Origin of the sequence: Streptomyces cinnamoneus (genome assembly GCF_014650495.1) — a bacterium.
Lineage (GTDB): Bacteria > Actinomycetota > Actinomycetes > Streptomycetales > Streptomycetaceae > Streptomyces > Streptomyces cinnamoneus.
The window spans coordinates 22,068-42,490 of the sequence record NZ_BMVB01000036.1 but is presented as its reverse complement, the minus strand read 5'-3'; the positions used below and the strand labels follow the sequence as shown (position 1 = coordinate 42,490).

Annotated in this window: 19 protein-coding genes and 1 pseudogene; 4 read left to right on the top strand and 16 right to left on the bottom strand. The window is 69.3% G+C overall.

What is annotated here, in order from left to right; translation table 11 throughout:
• Positions 1-337 (top strand): annotated as a pseudogene (locus IE182_RS32300) (hypothetical protein); the annotation flags it as partial.
• Between the two features lie 308 nt (positions 338-645).
• Positions 646-1,767: a helix-turn-helix domain-containing protein gene (locus IE182_RS29565; RefSeq protein WP_190113054.1), complete on the top strand. Its 1,122-nt coding sequence runs from the start codon at positions 646-648 to the stop codon at positions 1,765-1,767.
• Here the strand turns inward: IE182_RS29565 and IE182_RS29560 are convergent.
• The 7 genes from IE182_RS29560 to IE182_RS29530 form a co-directional block, all read right to left on the bottom strand.
• Positions 1,764-2,222, bottom strand: coding sequence for a nuclear transport factor 2 family protein (locus IE182_RS29560; protein ID WP_190113053.1), 459 nt, complete (start codon positions 2,220-2,222; stop codon positions 1,764-1,766). The two genes, IE182_RS29565 and IE182_RS29560, sit on opposite strands and share 4 nt — an antisense overlap.
• Positions 2,223-2,351: 129 nt before the next feature.
• Complete coding sequence (locus tag IE182_RS29555; protein WP_190113059.1) at positions 2,352-4,199, bottom strand: DEAD/DEAH box helicase family protein; 1,848 nt, start codon at positions 4,197-4,199, stop codon at positions 2,352-2,354.
• A gap of 10 nt (positions 4,200-4,209) precedes the next feature.
• Positions 4,210-5,640, bottom strand: coding sequence for an ATP-binding protein (locus IE182_RS29550; RefSeq protein ID WP_190113052.1), 1,431 nt, complete (start codon positions 5,638-5,640; stop codon positions 4,210-4,212).
• Positions 5,641-5,651: 11 nt separating this feature from the next.
• A complete protein-coding gene (locus tag IE182_RS29545) occupies positions 5,652-7,211 on the bottom strand; it encodes an SCO6880 family protein (RefSeq protein ID WP_190113051.1) in 1,560 nt (519 codons plus the stop codon).
• Entirely contained in the window at positions 7,208-8,590 is a 1,383-nt protein-coding gene (locus IE182_RS29540; RefSeq protein ID WP_190113050.1) for a hypothetical protein, read from the bottom strand. The genes IE182_RS29545 and IE182_RS29540 overlap by 4 nt, the downstream gene beginning before the upstream one ends.
• On the bottom strand, positions 8,580-9,434 hold the full coding sequence (locus IE182_RS29535; protein WP_190113049.1) for a DUF8175 domain-containg protein: 855 nt from the start codon (positions 9,432-9,434) through the stop codon (positions 8,580-8,582). The genes IE182_RS29540 and IE182_RS29535 overlap by 11 nt, the downstream gene beginning before the upstream one ends.
• 207 nt (positions 9,435-9,641) lie before the next feature.
• Positions 9,642-9,950, bottom strand: coding sequence for a DUF8827 family protein (locus IE182_RS29530; RefSeq protein ID WP_190113048.1), 309 nt, complete (start codon positions 9,948-9,950; stop codon positions 9,642-9,644).
• A 325-nt stretch (positions 9,951-10,275) separates the two neighbouring features.
• Between IE182_RS29530 and IE182_RS29525 the strand changes: the two genes are divergently transcribed.
• Complete coding sequence (locus IE182_RS29525) at positions 10,276-11,643, top strand: serine/threonine-protein kinase (RefSeq protein WP_268249644.1); 1,368 nt, start codon at positions 10,276-10,278, stop codon at positions 11,641-11,643.
• Positions 11,644-11,649: 6 nt separating this feature from the next.
• On the opposite strand, the gene IE182_RS29520 is transcribed toward IE182_RS29525, so the two are convergent.
• The 9 genes from IE182_RS29520 to IE182_RS29480 all read right to left on the bottom strand — a co-directional run bounded on the left by IE182_RS29520 (position 11,650) and on the right by IE182_RS29480 (position 18,409).
• On the bottom strand, positions 11,650-11,859 hold the full coding sequence (locus IE182_RS29520; RefSeq protein WP_190113047.1) for a DUF397 domain-containing protein: 210 nt from the start codon (positions 11,857-11,859) through the stop codon (positions 11,650-11,652).
• 241 nt (positions 11,860-12,100) lie between these two features.
• Positions 12,101-12,871 (bottom strand): hypothetical protein, encoded by a 771-nt coding sequence (locus IE182_RS29515; RefSeq protein ID WP_229845222.1) that lies wholly within the window; start codon positions 12,869-12,871, stop codon positions 12,101-12,103.
• A 139-nt stretch (positions 12,872-13,010) separates the two neighbouring features.
• Positions 13,011-13,655 (bottom strand): hypothetical protein, encoded by a 645-nt coding sequence (locus tag IE182_RS29510; RefSeq protein WP_190113046.1) that lies wholly within the window; start codon positions 13,653-13,655, stop codon positions 13,011-13,013.
• Between the two features lie 9 nt (positions 13,656-13,664).
• A complete protein-coding gene (locus tag IE182_RS29505) occupies positions 13,665-14,099 on the bottom strand; it encodes a hypothetical protein (protein WP_190113045.1) in 435 nt (144 codons plus the stop codon).
• Between the two features lie 496 nt (positions 14,100-14,595).
• Positions 14,596-14,853 (bottom strand): hypothetical protein, encoded by a 258-nt coding sequence (locus IE182_RS29500; RefSeq protein WP_190113044.1) that lies wholly within the window; start codon positions 14,851-14,853, stop codon positions 14,596-14,598.
• A gap of 9 nt (positions 14,854-14,862) precedes the next feature.
• Positions 14,863-15,336, bottom strand: a complete 474-nt coding sequence (locus tag IE182_RS29495; protein WP_190113043.1) for a hypothetical protein — start codon at positions 15,334-15,336, stop codon at positions 14,863-14,865.
• Positions 15,337-15,372: 36 nt separating this feature from the next.
• Complete coding sequence (locus IE182_RS29490; protein WP_190113042.1) at positions 15,373-15,660, bottom strand: hypothetical protein; 288 nt, start codon at positions 15,658-15,660, stop codon at positions 15,373-15,375.
• Between the two features lie 14 nt (positions 15,661-15,674).
• The gene (locus tag IE182_RS29485; RefSeq protein WP_190113041.1) at positions 15,675-18,026 is read right to left on the bottom strand and encodes a hypothetical protein; all 2,352 of its coding nucleotides are present in this window, start codon (positions 18,024-18,026) and stop codon (positions 15,675-15,677) included.
• Positions 18,023-18,409, bottom strand: a complete 387-nt coding sequence (locus IE182_RS29480) for a DUF6507 family protein (RefSeq protein WP_190113040.1) — start codon at positions 18,407-18,409, stop codon at positions 18,023-18,025. The genes IE182_RS29485 and IE182_RS29480 overlap by 4 nt, the downstream gene beginning before the upstream one ends.
• Before the next feature lie 173 nt (positions 18,410-18,582).
• On the opposite strand from IE182_RS29480, the gene IE182_RS29475 reads away from it, so the two are divergent.
• On the top strand, positions 18,583-20,364 hold the full coding sequence (locus tag IE182_RS29475; protein WP_308432186.1) for a serine/threonine-protein kinase: 1,782 nt from the start codon (positions 18,583-18,585) through the stop codon (positions 20,362-20,364).
• Positions 20,365-20,423: the final 59 nt, after the last annotated feature.

Here is a 20,423-nt window from a genome sequence, read left to right as displayed (position 1 = left end):
ATCCATGCCCCCATCGTGCAGCGACACCTGCCCCGATCACCCGACATTCTCCGCACCGCCTTTGTCGGGTAATCACCGGAGCGCGGTCAGGTTCACCGTTCCCGGCGTCCCGTCGTACGAGGGCGGAAAGGCCACCCACACCAGCGGCATGAGCCGCATCGAGATCGGTGACACCGTGGTGTGGGGCAAGACCGGTGGGCGGTACGGGTACCTCAACGGCTTCGGTGCCACCAGGGACCTCTCCCGCACGCTCGTCCACTCGGTCAATGCCGCCGATGCGAAGGGCGAGGCGCAGAACCCCGTGGTCGGCCGGATCATCGCCGCGGCGGGCTTCTGACGAAAGTCTGCCGGGAGGGCGGGGGCGCCGGGCCCGGATCCCCCCCCCGGATCCCGGATCCCCCCGGATCCCCCCGGATCCGGGATTCCCCCTGGTTTCCCCCCCGATGGTCCCCCTCGGGCCGGGAGCTCCCCCCCCCGAGCCGGTCCCCCCGGCCCGACAGCTCCCTGCCCGTTTCGCGCGTCGGCCCCGGATGCGCCCCCCGTTGCACATCCGGGCCCGATCTGCGGTCGGGACCACTTTCTCCCAGCTCACGAGGAGCCGGTAGTGGCATCTGTAGTGGCATATCGGCGGGCAAGATGGGGTCTGTGTTGATTGGAGAGCTGATCAGAGACCTGCGCACGGCACGGGGGTGGAGCCAGGGCAGGCTGGCGTCGGAGATCAACGACGCTTGTTCGGCAAGCCTCACGCGGGAGTACATCAGCGGCTGGGAACGTGCGAAGGTCCGGCCGGGGCCGTTCTATCTGCGCTGCCTGTCCACGGTGCTGGACGTGCCGCTGGAGGTGCTGGAGGGGGTGGCCGGACGTCCGGGGCAGCCGGTGCGGTCGAACGCCGCCGCCACCGTCGCGGCGCCCGCGGTGACCGCCGGCCTGTTGAGCACGGGCTTCGCGGTCCGGCTGCGGGGTGGGCCGTCGTCGGAGGAGTGGGAGGCCAAGCTCGCGGCGTACGGCTCCGACTACATGTCGCTGGGGGCGGCCGACATCCAGCACCGGGTCGCGGGGGACCTGGTCGTCGTGCAGCAGCAGCTCGACGATCCGCCCATGTGGGCCGTCGCAGCCCGCCTGATGACCCTCTACGCCACGACCTTCTCCCGGGCCGAGCAGGCGCAGGCCGTCAGCTGGTTCCGGACGGCGGCCGAGGCCGCGGACCGGTCGGGGGACCGCGACACCCGCGTCTGGGTGCGCGGCCGGGCCGCGCTGTCCCTGGGCTACGGGGGCACGTCCCTGGGCCTCGCCGGGGTGCTGGCCGATCAGGCCATGGCCCTCACCGACAGGCCCTCCGCGGGGCTGCTGGGCGCCACCCTGGGCAAGGCGTACACGGCGGCGATCCGCGGCGACAAGGCCACGGCGCTCCGGCTGGCCGACCGCGGACGCCGGCTCTTCGACGCCTCCGCTGCCGCCGCCGGCCGCTCCGAGGGCGTGAGCGACTACGCCATTCCCGCCTGGCGCATGAACGGCTTCCTGTCGCTGCTCTCGGCCCGGGTCGGCGACGAACGGCGCGCCCTGCAGGCCCAGGAGGAGGCCCGCCGTGAACTGCCGGAGAAGCTGCCGCGCTTCGTCGCGCACCTGGAACTGCACACGGGGCTCATGCTGACCCGGGCCGGTGACAAGGCGGCCGGACTGGCCCATGCCCGGGCCACCCTGGACGCCCTGCCGCCCGGGAAGCTCAACGGCACGCTGCAGATGCTGATGGACGAGATCAGGGCCTAAGGCTGGAGCTGGAGCTGGAGCTGGAGCTGGGGTTGGGACTGCGGGGTGCAGGCGTCGGCGATCGTGAGGCTGTCCTCGTAGAGGCAGAAGCGCGTGATCAGCCCGTCCTCGACCGTCAGCCGCATCGCGAAGGGCGACCGGAAGGTCTTGCCGGTGGTGCGTACGACGCCGCTGACGTGGCCCGTCAGCATGGCTTCGGCGCCGTCCACCACAACTGCGTCGACCGTGGGGCCGCCGTCCACGGGGACCATTCCTTCGGCCAGTTCGCGGAAGTGCCCGGCCACGTCGGCGCGCGTGGAACGCGGCCGGAGCCACGGTACGACCGCGCCGCCTGCGATCAGCCAGTCGACCTGCTCGGCGAACAGCGCGGCGATACGGTCCGGAACCCCCTCCGCGAAGCGGGTCAGGAACTCCTGTACGACCGCACGGGTGTGGCTGTCGCTGACGTTGCCCATTCCGCGTTCCGAGCCTTTCTGCCGCGATTCCATGTGATTTCCCCACAAAATAGCGTGCTCGGAATCCAAACTTCCGCATGGGGTCTTCGGCGCTGAGGCAAGAGCAGGAGCAAGGCCGGGCCGGGGGTGCTAGCCGGCCGGCAGGGGCCGGCGGGGCCAGCGGGCGCGGGCCTGCTCCTCGGAGCGCATCAGAGCGAGCGTGGGCAGGCCCTGGGCTTCCCCGCCCTCCAGCAGTTCCGGGAGGGCGGGCAGCGGGGCCACCGCCGCCACGTCGTCGAGGACGAGGGCGAGTGGTGGGTCGAGCCGGCCGGAGGATGACCGTTCGGCCATGCGGCGGCCGTGCTCGACCACGCTTGAGGCAAGTGCGGTCAGCAGGGGCATCGCACCAGGGCGGGTGCGGGGATCCTCAATCGCCTCACCCACCACGTACAGCGTTCCCCCTTCGGCGATGAATGATTCCCACGACGGCGAATTGGCTCGATTGGGATTACAGGCGTCGCGGATGTGGACCGACGTGAGGGCGCTGAGGGCACGGGCCGTCAACGCCTGGGCCATGTCGCGCCGCTCGGGGTGCCCGGTGAGCGCCGACTCCAACTCGCCGGCCGTACCGCCGGTGGCCCGGGGGTGGGTGCGGAGGATGCGAACGGGCTCGTGCGCCGACGTCCCCTGCGCCCACCGGTGGACCTGGCGGAAGGGACGGCCGTCCACGGCGGCGGCGTGCAGCCAGCAGCGCAGCAGGGTCTCGGCCGTGTCGGCGGTGGCCGAGTCGAGGGCGCTGGGCGGGCGTACGGGCGCGAGCAGGGCGGTGGCGCGGGCGGCGGCCGTCCCGCGGGACTCGCAGCCGCTGGTGGGGTTCCAGCGGAGGCGGTCGGGGGTGTCGAGGAGATGGGCGGGGTCGAAGACGAGCACCGGCCCCAGCTTGGCGCGGGCGGCCTTCGTGCCGGCCCAGAGTCCGGGGTCGCTGGTGACGACGAGAACGGGCCCGGAGGCGTCGAGGACCGCACGGGTGGCGGTGTCGCGGCGGTCGGTGGTGTAGACGAGGCGCTGTCGCGTGGGGGCGGGAGCAGCCGGTGGCACGGGCGTGGCCGAGGCGGCGACGGTGGGCAGGGGCGCGGTGGGGGCGGGTGCAAGGGGTACAGCGGGCGCCTGAGCGAGCGGCTGGGGCAGCCCCGGGGGCGGGGGCTGGGGCGGGGCGGACGCCCCCGGCTGGGGCAGTGCCGCGGCCTGGGGCTGTGGCTGTGGCTGTGGCTGGGCTTGGGCCTGCGTCTGGGCCTGCGCCTGGGCTTGGGCCTGCGCCTGCGCCTGGGCCTGGGCCTGCGCCTGGGCTTGGGCCTGCACTTGCGCCTGGGCTTGGGCCTGCACCTGCGCCTGCGTCTGGGCCTGCGTCTGCGTCTGGGCCTGCGTCTGGGCCTGCGTCTGCGTCTGGGCCTGCGCCTGGGGTGGGGACTGGGCGGGGATCGGGGCCGGTGCCGGCGCTGCCGTCCCGGGAGACGTCACCGCCACCGGCTGCGCGCCGGTCGCCGCGCCTGCCGCCTCACTCGCCACCCCACTCACCGCGCCACTCACCGCGCCACTGGCCGTGGCCGCTGCCGCTGCCGCGGCCGTCGCGGATTGGGTGCGCTGCCGTGCGCGTACCGCGCGCCAGCGGGCCACCGTGCCGATCGCGAACGTCGCCAGCACCACGGCCACCAGCACCTCGCTGATGAGGATTCCCCAGAACAGCCCGTACCCCGAGAGCGCGTTCACGGGCGTCTCCGGCCAGGCGGCCGGGAGGTCGCGGGGCTGGGTCATGAGGTGCCGCAGGGCCTGGGGCGTACGGGCGAGCGACACGCCCTCCGGCCACGCGCCGTGGGCGAACAGGGCGGAGAGGCCGGTGGCCGTCCAGACGAGCAGCGTCAGGCCGAGCAGGAAGGCGATGACGGTGAGCAGCAGCCCATCCGGAATTCCACGTTCCGGGGCGGGTTCCCGGTCCCGTATGGGCGTCACGTCACGCCACCGTGGACTCGGACGGTGGCGCGGCCGGCGATCCGTAGGGCGCGTCGGCGTAGTCGGCGTTCCGCGCGGCGGCCGCCCGTTCCGCAGCGGCCGCCTCCGCGGACGCCTCGCGGGCGAAGGCGCCGTCCTCGGTCATGGCCCGGTCGGTGTAGACCAGCGGCCGTTCGGCGTCGGTGATCAGGTGTTTGACGACTTGGACGTTGCCGTTGACGTCCCACACGGCGATGCCCGGCGTGAGCGTCGGGATGATCTCGACCGCCCAGCGCGGCAGCCCCAGGACGCGGCCGGTGGCGCGGGCCTCGTCGGCCTTCTGGGCGTAGATGGTGCGGGTCGAGGCCATCTTCAGGATGGCCGCGGCCTCCTTCGCGGCGGCGCCGTCGACGACGTCCGAGAGGTGGTGCACCACCGCCACGAACGACAGGCCCAGCCGTCGGCCGAACTTGAGCAGGCGCTGGAAGAGCTGCGCCACGAACGGCGAATTGATGATGTGCCAGGCTTCCTCGACCAGGAAGATGCGCTTCTTGCGGTCCGGCCTGATCCAGGTGTGTTCCAGCCAGACGCCCACGATCGCCATCAGGATGGGCATGGCGATGGAGTTGCGGTCGATGTGGGAGAGGTCGAAGACGATCAGCGGGGCGTCGAGGTCGATGCCGGCCGTCGTCGGCCCGTCGAACATGCCGCGCAGGTCACCGTCGACCAGGCGGTCCAGCACGAGCGCCACGTCCAGGCCCCAGGCCCGTACGTCGTCTATGTCGACGTTCATCGACTCGGCGGACTCCGCCTCCGGGTGCCGCAGCTGCTCGACGATGTCCGTCAGGACGGGCTGGCGGTCGAGGATCGTGTCGTTGACGTACGCGTGCGCGACCTTGAGGGCGAAGCCGGCCCGCTCGTCGAGGCCGCGGCCGGTGGCGACCTCGATGATCGTGCGGAGGAGGGCGAGCTGCCCGGTGGTGGTGATGGCCGGGTCGAGCGGGTTGAGCCGGATGCCGCCGTTCAGGGCGGCCGTCGGGTCCAGCCGGATGGGGGTTATGCCCAGCTGCTGGGCGATCAGGTTCCACTCGCCGACGCCGTCCTCGCCCTGGGCGTCCAGGACGACGACCTGACGGTCGCGGAAGCGCAGCTGCCGCAGGACGTACGTCTTCTCCAGCGCCGACTTGCCGTTGCCGGACTCGCCGAGGACGAGCCAGTGCGGGGCGGGCAGCTGCTGGCCGTAGAGCTGGAACGGGTCGTAGATGTAGCCCTTGCCGGAGTAGACCTCACGCCCGATGATCACGCCCGAGTCGCCGAGGCCGGGGGCCGCGGTGGGGAGGTAGACGGCCTGCGCCTGCCCGGTCGAGGTCCGGACGGGCAGACGGGTGGTTTCGACCTTTCCGAAGAGGAAACTGGTGAAGGCGTCGGTGACGGCGGAGAGCGGATCGAGCACGGCGTTTGCCCCTATCGTCGGATGCCGGTCGCGAACGGCAGCGTGTTGACGAACGCCCGGTGGTGCTCGCGGTCGCACCACTCGAGCTTGAGGTAGCTCTTTCCGGCAGACGCTCTTATGGTCCGCTTGTCGCGCGCCAGCGCTTCGGGGGAGCGCGAGGAGACGGTGATGTAGCCGACGAGGTTGACGCCCGCCGCGCCGCTGGCGAGGTCCTCGCCGCGCTGGTCGACGCGTGAGTGGTGGGCCACGTCGCGGGGGTCGACGACGCGGTTCATCTTGGCGGCGCGGGAGGCGTCCGCGTCGTCGTTCGTCTTCTCCGTCAGCATCCGCTCGATGGCCACGTCGGTCGGCTCCAGGTCCATGCAGACCGCGACCGTGCGGATCACATCGGGGGTGTGGACGAGCAGGGGGGCGAGGAAGTTGACGCCCACCGGCGTCATCGGCCACTCCTTCACCCACGCGGTGGAGTGGCACCAGGGCGCGCGGGTGGACGACTCGCGCGTCTTCGCCTGGAGATAGGTGGGCTCCATGGCGTCCAGCTCGGCCGGCCAGGCGTTGCGCTTCGTCATCGCCTGGATGTGGTCGATCGGGTGGTCGGGGTCGTACATGGAGTGCACGAGCGACGCCAGCCGGCCCTGCCCGAGCGGCTGACGGACCCGGATGTCGGCCTCGGCGAGCCGCGCGCAGATGTCCGTCAGCTCGCGCGCCATGACCACGGCCAGGCCCGCGTCGCGGTCCAGCGTGCGCTTGCCGCGCTCGTGCCGGGAGGCGCGGGCGATGGCCTGCGCCTCGGCGGCCAGCTCACGACCGTAGTGCATGCAGGCGACCAGGTAGGCGCGGTGCTGCTCGGAGGACGTGGAGACCATCGACTGCAGCTGGTCGTAGGAGTCCTTGAGCCAGTCCGGCGACCGTGCGTCGCCGCGCCGCTCGACGTCCTTGGCGTGCGCGTCGGGGTCGGCGGGGAGCGTGCGGGCCAGCATCTGGATGCGGGTGACGTAGCCGTCGCCGTTGGCCACGTGCTTCAGGAGCGTGCCGAAGCGCTCGACCAGCGCCTCCTGGTCCTCCGAGTCGCGCAGCCCGACGCCGGGGCCCTCGATCTCGATGGCGGCGGTGACGGTGCGGCGGTCGGCGTGGAGCAGCACGGCGATCTCGTCCGGCCCGAAGGGCGCGGACAACCAGTTGATCCGCCCGATCCCGGGCGGCGGGCCGACCTCCACCTCGCGGCCGTCCAGCTGCGTGCCCGCCTCCATCGTGCCGGAGCGGTACGTGGTGCCGCGGCGCAGCGTCCGTTTGTACGAGCGGTTGATTTCAAACCACTTGTAGAACGTGCGGCCCTTGTACGGGACGTAGACGGCGGCCAGCGACAGCGCCGGGAAGCCGGTGAGGGCGAGGATCCGCAGCGGGAGGAAGGGGATCAGCAACCCGCACATCATGCCCAGGAACGCGCCCGCGATGATCAGCGCGATCTCGCCGCTCTCCCGGTTCTTGCCCACGACCGCGTTGGGGCGCGCGCGGCCGATCAGATACGTACGGCGGGCCGCGATCGGCTGGGACTGGGCCGGGACCGTCAACTCCGCTCACCTCCGGATGTATTGCTCTTGCTGTCGTTCTGCGCACGCGACGCGGGCGCGGGGGCTGCGGAGGGAGCGCTTCCGTTGCCGCCCGGGCCACCGCTCGGTGCGGCGGGCCGGGCACTGTGGGCGGCGACACCGCCGGAGACCGGGTGGGCGGGACGGGCCTGCTGGGCGGAGCCGTTGCCGTTGCCACGGGCGCTGTGGGTGGTGATGCCCTGCTTGACCAGGGCGGCGGGCGAGGAGATCACGGCGGCCGCCTGGCGGGACGCCGCGTCGTTGGAGGCGTTGCGACTCTTGACGATCTCGTCGCCGAAGCCGGGGACGAAGCGGTAGATCATCGCACTGGCGAAGATGGCGAGAATGATGATCGCGAGCCCGGAGACGACGGCGGAGAAGGCGGTCGGCCCGTCGCCCGCGGACAGCGCCCCGGCGAGGCCCAGCACGATCATGATGACGGGCTTGACCAGAATGACCGCGATCATGATGCCGGCCCAGCGGCGGACGTGTCCCCACATGTCTTTGTCGACCAGCCCGGAGTACACGGCGGTGCCGAGGAGCGCCCCCACGTAGAGCAGGGCGGCCCGGATCACCAGTTCCAGCCAGAGGACGCCGGCGGCGAGGACGGACACGAGCGATACGACGATCAGCATGATCGGACCGCCGCCGATGCCGTTGCCCTTCTTGAGCGCGTCGGAGAAGCCGGCGAAGAACTTGTCGTTGTTCGCCCCCGAACCGCTGGCGATGACGTCGGTGACCGCGTCGGTCGCCGAGACGACGGTGTAGAGGACGAGCGGCGTGAAGGCGGACGCCAGCACGGTGAGCCACAGGAACCCGACGGCTTCACTGACCGCCTCCGTCACCGGCACCCCCCGCACGGCCCGCTTGGCCACGGCCAGCAGCCACAGGACGAGCGTGAGGATGGTGGAGGCGGCGAAGACGACGGCGTACTGACGGAGGAAGGGGGCGTTGGTGAAGTCGACGGCGCCGGTGGAGTGGATGGCGTCGGAGAGCTTGTTGATGATCCAGGAGGCGGCTTCGGCACAGCCCTTGGCGAGGGAGGCGAGAGGGTCCAGGGCGGATTGGGAGTCGGTGGGAGGGGCGTTGTTGCCGGCTCCGCCGCCTTTGTGGCCTTGGCAGTATTCCTTGGCGGGGCCGCGGATGAGATCACACGGGTCGTTGCCCGTTCCGGCGCTGGCCGAGGGTGACGGCGTCGGTGTGGGGGCCGCACTCCCGCCGGGGGTGGGCGTGGGGGTGGCGCTTGTCCCAGGGCTGGGCGGAGGTGACGGAGCAGCGAAGGCCCTCGCCGACAGGACGACGGCTGTTGCCTGAACGGCTGTCAGTGCCGCTGCGACGGAGAAGCGGCGACTAGCGGGCATAGGTGAACCCTCCGAACCCTTCCACAGCGTCCGACATCTCCTTGGCCGAGGAAGCGACCTGGTCACGGCCGACCGGAGTCGGACCGTCCTTCTGCGTGAAACCGGTGACCTTCCAGTCGTCACCGGTCCACTTCAGGTCGAACGTGTTGGTGTACCAGCTGTCGGCGACGGGGTGGGTGGAGCTCTCGCCGGCGATCCCGAACAGCGAGGAGTACCAGACGGCAACGCTCGCCGTATCGCCTGCGTACTTGACGACCCTCGTGCCTGCGGGATTGGTGCGGGAAACGAAGGTCATGCCCTTCGGGGCGTTGCCATTGGCATCGAGGCCGATCTTCTTCAGGAACTCCTGGTCCGAGTAGACCTTGTCGAGGTCGCCCTGCCGGGCAGCGGCGACGTCCGGCGCATAAACGGCGTTGACGATCGCGTGACGGCTGTCCGCCCTGAACATGCCGTCCCCGCCCAACGCCACCGCGAAATTGGCCGCCGCCGACTGCGCCCCCTGCTCCGAATGGGCGAAACCGGAGGCGATGCCTCCGGTCTTTCCGTCCACCGGCTTCACGCCCGACGGCGCCGTCGCCTCGCTGCGGGGGCCGCCCTTCGCCGCCTCCCCGTCCGCGCTGCCGGAGCCGGAGCCGCCGCCTCTGTTGGCGAAGGCGATGGCGGCGATGAGCAGCACCGCGACGGCGACCACCGACATCAGGTTGCGGTGGGACGGCCGTCCCGTACGGCCCCCGCGGCCGCCCCGGCGGGGCGGTGCGTACGGGTCGACCTCGCCCTCGGGGAGCCGGGTGCGCGTCACGTGGTGACCGCCGCCACTGCCGTAGTCGTCGTCGCCGAGACTCATCGCTCGCCTGCTCCCTCATACGTCGTGGCTGGCTTGCCGCCCGTATATGACGGTAGCGGTGTGAAGGGAATCCGGGGGGTGGACGAAGGGGTGTGAGGGGGCATCAGGTGGCAGCCTCGGTGCGGGTGGACTCGGGGACGAGAGGGTCTGCGCGGGGCGATGCGCGGAGGGGCAGAGGGGAGCGGAAAGGGGGCGCGTGGGGCGGCGCTAGACGGCCATGCCGTAGACGATCGTGAACAGCGTGCCGAGCGAGCCGATGATGAACACACCGGTGAGACCGGCGACGATCAGGCCCTTGCCCTGCTCCGCACTGAAGGTGTCGCGCAGCGCCGTTGCGCCGATGCGCTGCTTCGCCGCGCCCCAGATGGCGATCGCGAGGCACAGGAGGATCGCTGCTGCCATGATGACCTCGATCATCACGCGCGCTTCCTGGCCGAGTTGGCCGAACGGACCCCATTTCGGGGCGATTCCGCCAATGATGGTGTTGATGTCGCCCTTGCCGGCAGCCAAAAACATTTCTAACTCACCGCCCCTTGTGGGTTGTTGTATCCCCCCTGCCGCACGGCAAAGGTCAGGACCTATCTTCGCCGACGAAGCCGCCCCCGCATGTCGATTTGGCGGCATTTTTTGTCGGAACCCGTATGAGTGAGCGGTGGTGCCGCTCTGACCTGCGGCGAAGCCCCGTTGTCAGTGGGGAGCCCTAGGGTGACTCTGTGTATCACGCGTATGGACGGCGAGCAATGTCCATCGGGGGCAGGGGGCGCGGAGATGTTCAAACGACAGTGTGTTCGGTGGGTACTCTTCGTGCTCGGCGCAGGGTGCGAGATCAAAGGTGGTACGGGTGCTGGTTGCCGGGCGTTACCGGTTGGGGGAGCTGCTCGGCCGCGGCGGAATGGGCGAAGTCTGGCACGGACACGACGAGGTGCTGGGGCGTCAGGTCGCGGTCAAGCTGATGCTGGGCGACGACGGCGACGAGTCCGCGCCGATGCGCTTCCAGATGGAGGCGCAGACGGCAGCCCGTCTGAATCACCCTCAGGTCGTTGCCGTGTACGACTTCGGTGCGTGGGAGGGCCGCTTCTATCTGGTCATGGAGCTGGTCCGTGGGCCGAGCCTGGCCGCCGAGCTGTCCGCCCAGGGCCGGCTGCCGGTCCGGCGCGTCGCCGCCCTGGCCGCGCAGACGGCGTCCGGGCTGGCGGCCGCCCACCAGCAGGGAGTGGTCCACCGGGACGTGAAGCCGGGCAACCTCATGGTCGACGAGGCGACCGGCGCCCTGAAGATCGGCGACTTCGGCATCGCCCGCTTCGTCGACGAGACCTCGGCCGGCTTGACGCGCGCGGGCCAGATCGTCGGTACGAGCACCTACCTTGCCCCCGAGCGGGCACTGGGCAGGACGGCGGGTCCGGAATCGGACGTGTACGCACTGGGCTGCGTGCTGTACCAGCTGTTGGTCGGCAGGCCGCCGTTCTGGTCGGACAATCCGACCACGTTGCTCTATATGCACGTGGACAGCCGGCCCGAGTCGCCCCGGCTGCAGCGCGGCGAGGTGCCGTACGCGTTCGAGGCGTTCCTGTTGCGGATGCTGGCCAAGACGCCGGAGGAGCGTCCGTCGGCGCAGGAGGTGGCGGACTTCTTCTCGGGTTCGTCCTGGGAGGACACCGCACGGCCGCTGCCGCCGGCGGCCGTGCGGCAGCCGGCCGCCGCCCCGCCGCGGCCGGCCACCACGCCGCCTCCGTTTGCCGCGCCCGCGGCACCCGCTGCCCCGCCCGCGCCCGCGGCGCGGGGGGAGTCGACGACTGCGTATGCGGTACCGCCTCGGGCGAGGCGGAAGGGGCGGCTGCTGTTCGGGGTGGCCGCCGGGGCGGCGGTCTTTGCGGTGGCCGCGCTGGTGGGTACGTCCCTGTTCGGGGCCGAGGACGATGGCGGCGGCTCCCGGCCGCCGTCGGTGCCGGGCGCCGACATGGCGCCGGGCACCGATGCGGAGCCGGACGACGGCAATGCCCACCACGGCGCGACCCCGCATCGGGGGAGCAAGTCCCCGAAGCACGATGCCGACGTCGGTGACGGGCCGACGAAGGCCGCGAAGCCGCGGCCGTCGGCCTCGCCGCGGCCCAAGCGGTCGCCGTCGTCCTCCCCGGTGACGTCGTCGCCCAGCCCGCGGAAGAAGCTGGACAAGAAGAAGGACGGGGACGACAGGGACGATGACGAGTGAGGGCGGTCAGTCCTCGATGCCCTCGACGAAGTGGTCGAACTCGCCGGCCTTGACCCCGAGGACGAAGGCGTCCCACTTGGCGTCGGTGGTCACGACGACCTTGTCGGGGTTGATGTTCTCCCGGATGTAGACGTTGCCGTCGTCCCCGAAGGCGATCTCCAGGTACTCGGTGAGCGTCTCGTCGTCGGTGGCCGGGATCCAGTTGAGCTCGGGCACGCGTCGCCCTCCTCAGGGTGGGATGTTCGGATGAACGTCGTGCCCACGATAGGGGAGGGGCGAAGTGCCTGTCGGGAGCGGACACTTACCGGCTGCCGTCCCGTGCCAGGTGGCGGGCGCCGGAGCCCGGATGACACGAGCTCCTCAAACACGCCTTGGACACCGCCGCCGCGCGAGCCGGAACGAGGCCAACGGCCTGGCTTCGACTCGCGCGTACGGCCAGTGCCGTGAAGTGGTCCGCTCAGGACTCGTTCAGTGCTTCGCGGACTTGCCGCCGCACTTCCTCGTCGCCGACGGTCGTCAGGTACTCCGCGAACTGCCGGACCTCGGGGCCCTCGCCACGGTAGACGATGTCGACGGCATGGTTGAGCGTGCGCGGAGAGGCGCTGACATTGAGCACGCTCATGGCCAGCTCCACCGCCAAGCGGCCGTCGACCATCGCCACAGCGGTTGAGAGGTCCACCAGCTGGGTGGCCAGGTCGAACCGCTGCTTCTCCCCCGACGCGAGAGAGTGCACGCCGCGCCCTATGACGTCTTTGATGTCATCCAGCGCGACCATGAGAAATTCATCATCGAACAATTCGCCCAGACGGTCTTCAAAGTACTGACTGTCGGCGAGCCGCACGAGGGAACGGAATGCCTGCTGTCGCTGCTCGTCCGTCCCCTTTTCGTCGGACAGGTTGCAGCTGTTCTCCACGGCCAGCGCCAACTGCGAAAAAGTACTGTCCACCGAAAACTTTCGGTCGACCGAAAAAGCGTACCAAGGCGTCTTTTCCGGGTCCGCTGTCGCACGCATGACGGCCTCGTACCCGGCCGGCTCCGCCCATGTCGTCAAAGTCATGCAGGCGATAAACCGTTCCATTTCAGGCGCTGCAGAGTCATTCATCAACTCGACCAGCCCGGGCACCCGTTCCGCGTGCCGGGGGTCATCGAACGCCTTGTACAGCACGAGGTCCGTCGTCGAATTGCCATCGAAATCTGTGTAGAGCAATTCTTTGAATCGCGTTATCACTGCCCTCCCTTCGCGCTCAGGAATGAGAGCGGACCCGTGATGTACTCACTGGGCACAACACCTTTGATGAGTCACTCGGCTTACGCACTCACCGACTCTCGGCACACCGTATGAGGTGTGCCGTTCGTCGCCACGGGTTCTACAGGCTGTCGGTGACGTCGGGGCCGGAACCGTCCGGGTTGGTTTCCGGCGTCCCAATGCCGAGCCCTGAGGCGTAGCCAAAGTACGTGGCCTCACCCGGTTCAGGGGTCACGCCGAGCGTGGAGGTCAGTTCCTGCAGCGCTGCGGTAAGGCGGGGTGCGTTCCGCCCGTACACGTCCGGGTGCGGCGTTCCGGAGAAATCGAACCAGGCCCAGACGTCATGGTGAACGGCGAGCTCCGCCGAGAGCCCGATAGGGGCCGGGGAAACCGACAGATCCACGAGACCAGGTTCACGGTGGGAATTTCCCTGGGCATCGATCCATGTCCCTGTGCCAAGGATGTGGATGTCGTCCACGTCGGCTTCCGGAAAGCCTGACGGCCGGCTCTTCAGGACTCGGTCGGGGAGGGACGGATCGTCCAGCGGGACAGTGAGCGCGACATGTGACCTGATGCCGATGCCACCCACATCCAAAACGTACCAGTCGTATTCGAGTCGGTGCGGAGTGAGTAGGCCGTGCCCGTTCAGAACGGCTGCCATCCGAGCCGCGACTGCCAGAGCAGACGCCAAACCCGGCTCGGCCACCTCTTCGAGGTCCCAGAACCATGATCCACATTCACGCGGTGCGCGCATCAGGGTCGACATGAATGCTCCTTACGGATAAACGGAACCATTGGGCGGGACTGTGATGGACCCGTCTTCGAAACGCAGGTGGAACGTAGCATTTGCTCGCTTTGCGTGGAACTCGACTTCCTTCAGCATCTTAGCGTTGAAGCCGCCGATCGATTGATGCACGTCCAGTAGCGCGACCTTCTGGGTGGCGGTCCCGGATTGGAGCTGTTTGGCTGCCTTCTTGGCAGCGCCCTTGATGGCGTCGATGGTGCTCACATCCTTGAGCTGGTACCCGTAGTGCGGGGTACCGTCCTCAAGGACAGTGGCCACGTCGAAATCGAGGCCCGTTGCCTCGTCCTCGAGCTCGAAAACAAGTCGGGAGAAGCCCCGGTTCTGCAGCTCGGTTGCGTGCTTCAGCGCCATGGATGCGGCGGGCAACATGCCCTTGTCCGGCGGCTTGGGACCCTGCTTGCACATATTGAGGATTTTGTCGTATTTCGGGACATCGCTGAGATGGCCGCGGGTGATCAGGTCCCGATCTCAGCACCGTGAGGATTCTTGCCGAGGGTCCTCAGCGCGCGTGCTTGATCCGCAGGGAGCATCTTCGCCCGCTCGAAGGCCTCGATGACGCCCGCTTGCTGTTCGGTGCGCATGGGCTCCGAGGGCGTCGATGCCGCGTCCGTGCCGCGGCTGTACCGCTCCGGTTCGATGTCGTCGAGAGGGCTTCCTGCTGCGCCGCTCGGGGGTGTGTGCTCTGCCTGCGTCGGTGTACTCGGCCTGTCGGTGGGGCCGTCTCCCGGCCCACTCGTGGAACTCTCGCCGTGACGGCCCGCAGAGCCCTCGGCAACACCGCCAGCCGGTGATTCCCCGTGAGACGGCGAGGGGCCGTGCGACGACCCCGCGGGACGCTCATGGCTTGCAGAGGGGCCATGCCCGAGGTCGTGGCCGCCGCTGCTCGTCCGTCCCCTTCTCGTCAGACAGGTTGCAGCTGTTCTTCACGGCCAGCGCCAACAGCCGGTCGGGTGCCGTAACCGCGCTGCAGCCAGGTGACGGCGATCTTCGGGGCCACGGCGTGGGCCAGGATGGTGTCCGGACCGCTGACGAGGGTGACGCGCTCGGTGGCCTTGTCCAGGGCGATCTCCCCCAGGCGCCGCCCGTCGCCGTCGCCGCATCCGTAGCGCACGCTCCGGGCGCCCTCGTGCAGCTTGTCGGCTTCCGCGTAGATGGCCATGGCCTCATTTCAGCATTCGCGGTGAGGGGCACCCTCGTGTCCCCAGGGCAGCCTGACGGGGCGGCCATTCCAGTACCAAGGGCTGTGGTCGCCGACAGCCGGCGCGCGTTCTGCCGCTTGCACGAGCGCACGACCGCCGTCCTCGACGGTGTGGCTGTGATAGGTGGCGTCGAGTTCGGTGAGGGCTTGCCCTGCGTGAGACCGTGCGAGCCGCACGGCCAGGTCCTCCTCCAGCGGCTGGTATTCGACCTCATCGGACACTGTGACGTACAGCGAGTAGTCCAGATCGCCGCTGCGTGGCGCGTACTCGCAGAGGGCCTTGGCTTCCCAATTCACCTCGTCCAGCAGCGAGTCCTCGTAGAGCTCGACCTCCTGCGGCGGCAGGGTGAAGATCTCGGCCAGCGTGGACGCCATTCGGGAAGCGGCGTCCACGCCGGTGGAGAGGAGCACGTAGAACGGTGGCACGGATTTCGGGTCTGTCACAGTCGGCCCGTTCGCCACCTCGGTGCTGTGCGAACGTCAGGCCGGCGGTGAGGGCTGTTGCGCCGCATTCTCAAACAAGTACGCGTAAAGATCTTCCAGGTAGCGGTACAGCGACTTCTCGTCCTCGAATTCGACGTCCGTGACGGCGATGTAATCGTCGACTGACATGCTTCGATCGTCGAGAATCGACCTAAGCCCCGAGCGCACCGCCTCAACGTATGCTTCGTTGCACGAGTGGAGGGTTGGCCGGAGGTAACCGCTCGTATCGTCGGCCATTTCGTAACTGAGGTAGGTCCTCAGAAAGCCGCGGAGGTTGTCGTTCATCACATTTCTCTCGACTAAGGGTGTCGTCCGAGTGCGGGGTTGGGGTACATCGTGTAAAGGTGGTAGGAGCCGTTGGAGAAATCGCCTCGGTAGACCGCTGTGATTGTTCCGTTTTCGAAGTCCGCCGGCAGGAATTCATCAAGCTTTCCCGGGTTGCGGTAGAAGCCGGTAAGCCTTTGGTGCCCCTCGGGCCCCAGTATGTCAGATATCGGGACCGGGCCGTCCGGCGGTGCGCCATGTGTGTCTATGTAATTGCGGAAGTATTCATCTGCTCGCACCATGTCTTCCGCATTGTTGAAGCGGGTGGAGTAGGCTCCTACTCGATGGGGGTTTCCGGTCACCCCGTCGACCGTTGTGCCGGTGAGCGGGTCGATATTGTTTTGCGATTTTACGTGGCCGACATTATCAGATGCCGGCCCCAGCAACTTCGGGGTGCCGTCTGCGTTGAGTTGCGGATCGCCCAGGCGCCTCTTGAGTGTCGCGTCATCCGGCACGTGGTGTCGGCCGGGAGCGTGGCCTTCGCCCCCCTGCCGGTCGTCCAGCTTCTTGATTCGCTCCTTTACGTATTCCGGGTCGAGGGTGGTGCTGTTCGAGTTCGCCCCGTCGGAGTCGTTTTTCCCTGTGCCGTCGTCGCTGCCGCTGCCGGAGCCCTTTTGGTCTGAGGCCGTCTCGTCCCCCGAAGTGTGCTGAGGGTCGTGCCCGTGAGGCGGTTGTGCATGGCCATGGCTCGCGTTGGTTCCGTGTCCATGCTGGTGAGCTGAAGTCGGATCGCCGCCCGATCCGTGACTCTGGTGACTTGAGGGTGCAGCGGAACCGTGACCGGCCTGATGTGCGGCATGTCCGACAGGCCCAGACCCCTGATTGTGGCCTGAGCCGCCGGCCGAGCTGTGGCTGGCGGGGGACGCCGGATGGCCGCTGCTCCCGTGCGCCGCGTGGCTGGTTGCCCCGGAGTGAGCCAAGACCCGCTTGTCGGCCGTAGTAGTAGCCTCCCGCGGCGTCGCCAGGTCGTGCTTGCTCGGTTCCTTGGGGGCCTCCGCGCCGGGGTGCTTGATGCCGGTGTTGTCGCGAATGGTGCCGTCCGGGTGGAGGTACTGGGGCTTGCCGTCCAGGGTGGGGAGTTCGACCGAGGACGGGTTGTGGGTGCCTATTCGGCCCAGGCTCTGCCTGACCTCCGCCGCGATGTCACCGATCTTCGGTATCGCGAGCTTCGTGGCCTCCACGCTCAGGCCCGTGGCCTTCTGCACGTACGTCACCGGGTCGACGTAGCGCCCCACCGTGCCGAGAGCGGTGGCGGCCTTGGCCGCCCTCGCGGCCGCTGCGGCGGTACCGGCGGCCTCGCCTGCCGCGCCGGCCTGGCCCGCCTTGCCGGCTGCGCCGGCCTTCAGGAGGGGGCCCGCGGCGAGGGTCAGCGCGTTGAATGCGACGGTTCCCCCCGCGCGGGTCGGGTTCGTCTTCCACTCGTCGTAGGCGATGAAGGACTTGCCGAACTCCCTGGCCGCCTTCTTCGCCCGGATCTCGTCGGGGCCGTCCTTGTCCCTGAGCATCGTCTGGTCGAAGACCATGTCGAAGGGCTTCGTGGCGTACAGGCCGAGGCCGTGGACGGTGGTGCCGAGGCCGTTCCAGGTTTCCTTGAAGGTCTTGCCGTCGGTGAAGTTGACCAGGTGGTAGAGGCCCTTTGCGGCGTTTCCCACGCCGTCGACGAAGAAGCCCTTGGCGACGTTGGTCACGGTGTCCGACGTCCAGTGCCACGCCGCCGCCAGGCCGTCGTATTCGCGGTCCTCGACCACGCCCCACGGTGTCTTGGTGGCCTTTTCGACGTCGCTCGGCTTGTAGCCGTACATCCCCTTCTTGTGGGTGCCGTCGTCGACGGTCAGACGGAGGCTCTTGTCGAAGACTCCGGTGATTTTGTTGAAGGCGTCGCGCTCGGCGTCGTGGAACTTCTCCTGGGCCACCGCCACCGCGCGGATCAGGTGCGCGTTCCGGTCGACCTTGCTCTGGTCCTTGAGCCAGCGGTCGCTGTCGCCTATCTCGGCGCGGAAGGCCACCGCCTGCTCGCGCAGGCCGTCCAGCTCCTTCACGATGGGGCGGATCGCCGACGCGTACGTGGCCAGCGCGGACTTCACCGTCTCCAGGCCGTCCGCGAAGTGATCGGCCTTGTCGCGCACCGGCAGGGTGCTGTCCAGCAGCTGCTTGACCTCGGGGGCGACGTACCAGGACGAGAGGCCCTGGAAGGTGGTGTGGGTGTTCGCGCCCGTGGTGCGGACGTTCGATGCGTCCTTGGCCAGGGCGGCCACGTCCCGTTCCAGTGCGCCGACGTCGCCCGTGAAGTGGGGGATGAGGATCGGGTCGATCGGGGAACTCTTCACTTCTTGTCCCCCCGCTTGCCCAGGACGGCTGCGAGTTCCTCGGGAGTCGGCGCCTTGCAGGCGGCCGCCTGCTTGTTCGCGGCCATCTCCAGGTCGCCCTCCTCGTACGCGGCAGTGGCGTCGATCGCTCCCTGCAGGGACTTCTTCGCGCGCACCGCGATGAACGCGAGCTCCGGCGTGGCGTGCTGGGTGTAGGCGGCCAGTGCCAGCCCCACCAGGCCCTGGCTTGCGTCGCAGGGGCCGACGAGGGCGCCGGCGTGCCCGGCGGCGGACTGCGTGTGGGTGCTGTACGAGGTGGACTCGTCCCCCAGCTTGCCGATGACCTCCGACGTTCTGGAGATCACTCCCCGGACGCCGGCGGGCTTGATGTCCCATTGAGACATGGTGGTGCGGACCCCTCCCCGGGAATGCAACTGTGCCAGTGCAACTGCCTGCACAGGGATCACACAGTTGACACCACGTCACACCGTAGATCATGAGGTGATGGGGTGTTGTGAGTATTCGTACTCATGTTTGAGGGGGGGGGGTAAGTCCGACCCCGCCGGCTCCGGCTTCGGTGTTGATCAGGACATGCCTCTTTGTGGCACAGTCTCCCCCCGTGGAAGCTCTTCGTCCTCAGGACCCCGCAAGCATCGGTACGCACACTGTCCTAGCCCGGCTCGGCGCCGGTGGCATGGGGCAGGTGTATCTGGGGCGGTCGCCGGGTGGGCGGCAGTTGGCCATCAAGGTCATCAGGGAGGACTTTGCGGACTCGCCCGAGGCCCTGGCGCGCTTCCGGCGCGAGGTCGAGACCGTGCGGGCCGTGCGCAGCGCGTTCACCGCGAACCTGATCGACGCCTCGCTGGAGGCGCCGCCGTACTGGCTCGCCACGGAGTATGTGCCCGGGCCGACGCTGGTGCAGGCGATAGGCGAGCGGGGGGCGTTGCCCGCCGCCACCTGTCTGCGGCTGATGGCCGCGCTCGCCGAGGCGCTGGCCGGGGTGCACGAGTACGGCGTGATGCACCGCGACCTCAAGCCGCACAACATCATCCTGTCCGGGGTCGGCCCCAAGCTCATCGACTTCGGCATCGCACGCGGTGCCGAGCAGACGGCGCTCACCCAGGTGGGGACGGCGCCGGGCACGCCCGGTTACACCGCCCCCGAGATCATCACCCGCAACGACGTGACGCCCGCGGCCGACGTGTTCGCGCTGGGCGCCACCATCGCCGCCGCGGCGACGGGCCGGCCGCCGTACGGCGAGGGCGCATCGGATTCGGTGACGTACCGGGTCGTCCATGGCGAAATCGACGTGGACGGGGTCGAGCCGGAGCTGGCGGCCCTCGTCCGGGACTGTGTGGCGGCCGATGCGGCGAAGCGGCCCACGCCCGCCGAGATCGTCGGCCGGTGCGCGGTGAGCTCCGCGCTCGTCGACGACCCGGTGTACCGGGCGCTGGTGGGCGGCGGTGCCGCCGCGTCCGCCGTGCCCGCGGCGCCCGCTGAGGCTGCCGCGCCCGTCGGCTACGTCCCGACGGCGATGTCCGGGCCGGCCGCGCCGCCCATGCCGGCGGCGCCTCCGGCAACTCCCCGCCCGCGGACGAAGCTGTGGCTCACGGTCGGTGCCGCGTCCGTGGCCCTCGGGGTCATTGCGGCACTCACCGTTCAGTCGATGGGGGACGACTCCAAGGGGGGCAGGGAGGGGGCCCGCGCCCAGGGTGATGCGAAGCCTTCCGCGTCCGGGTCGCCGTCGGTGGCCGGTTCCCCCGGCCCGGGACAGGCGGACAAGGCCGGCCAGGACGGTCAGGGCGGCAAGGAGCCCACCTTCGTCGAGGCGACCAGTCCCAACCGTGACTACTGGTCGGCCAAGGAGGGCTCCCTCTACGGCGAGGGCACGTGCAACCTGCCGCCCGAGGAGCGCACGCCCGGGCAGTTCCAGTTCTCCGTGGCGGATGCGGTGGACAGCCAGGCCAAGGTGATGTCCGGCAAGGTGAAGATTCTCTTCCGGTTCAAGTACGCCGACACCAGCCAGCTCAAGGGGCCGTACTACGTCTCGGTGGCCGTCAAGCCCCGGCACGAGATCGACTCGAAGACCGGCAAGCCCTTCGAGGGGATCCGTCAGACCAACCTCGGTCTGGGCTACACCAGCAAGCCCGTCGACATCGCCCCCAAGGGGTCGGGGTGGGGGTCGGAGAACAAGGAGCTCACCTACCCCGACGACTTCCAGACGTACGTAGAGGGCAAGCCGTACGCACCGGCCATTCCCGTCGGCAACGACCCCGGAGACTGGACGGTGATCTTCGAGCACGTCAAGGGCACGAAGGAGTACGCGAGCATCGGCTGCTACGGCTTCACGGCCCAGTAGCGGCCCGAGGCGGCGGTCCCGCACGATATTCCGGAAACGGCAGTGCAAGGGGCCTGCCG

Excerpts from the sequence above, each read along its gene's own strand:
- IE182_RS29530 (WP_190113048.1), bottom strand. The coding sequence starts at position 9,950 with ATGTTTTTGGCTGCCGGCAAGGGCGACATCAACACCATCATTGGCGGA.
- IE182_RS29540 (WP_190113050.1), bottom strand. The coding sequence starts at position 8,590 with ATGCCCGCTAGTCGCCGCTTCTCCGTCGCAGCGGCACTGACAGCCGTT.
- IE182_RS29480 (WP_190113040.1), bottom strand. The coding sequence starts at position 18,409 with ATGTCTCAATGGGACATCAAGCCCGCCGGCGTCCGGGGAGTGATCTCC.
- IE182_RS29535 (WP_190113049.1), bottom strand. The coding sequence starts at position 9,434 with ATGAGTCTCGGCGACGACGACTACGGCAGTGGCGGCGGTCACCACGTG.
- IE182_RS29560 (WP_190113053.1), bottom strand. The coding sequence starts at position 2,222 with ATGGGCAACGTCAGCGACAGCCACACCCGTGCGGTCGTACAGGAGTTC.
- IE182_RS29505 (WP_190113045.1), bottom strand. The coding sequence starts at position 14,099 with ATGTGCAAGCAGGGTCCCAAGCCGCCGGACAAGGGCATGTTGCCCGCC.
- IE182_RS29510 (WP_190113046.1), bottom strand. The coding sequence starts at position 13,655 with ATGTCGACCCTGATGCGCGCACCGCGTGAATGTGGATCATGGTTCTGG.
- IE182_RS29490 (WP_190113042.1), bottom strand. The coding sequence starts at position 15,660 with ATGAACGACAACCTCCGCGGCTTTCTGAGGACCTACCTCAGTTACGAA.
- IE182_RS29500 (WP_190113044.1), bottom strand. The coding sequence starts at position 14,853 with ATGGCCATCTACGCGGAAGCCGACAAGCTGCACGAGGGCGCCCGGAGC.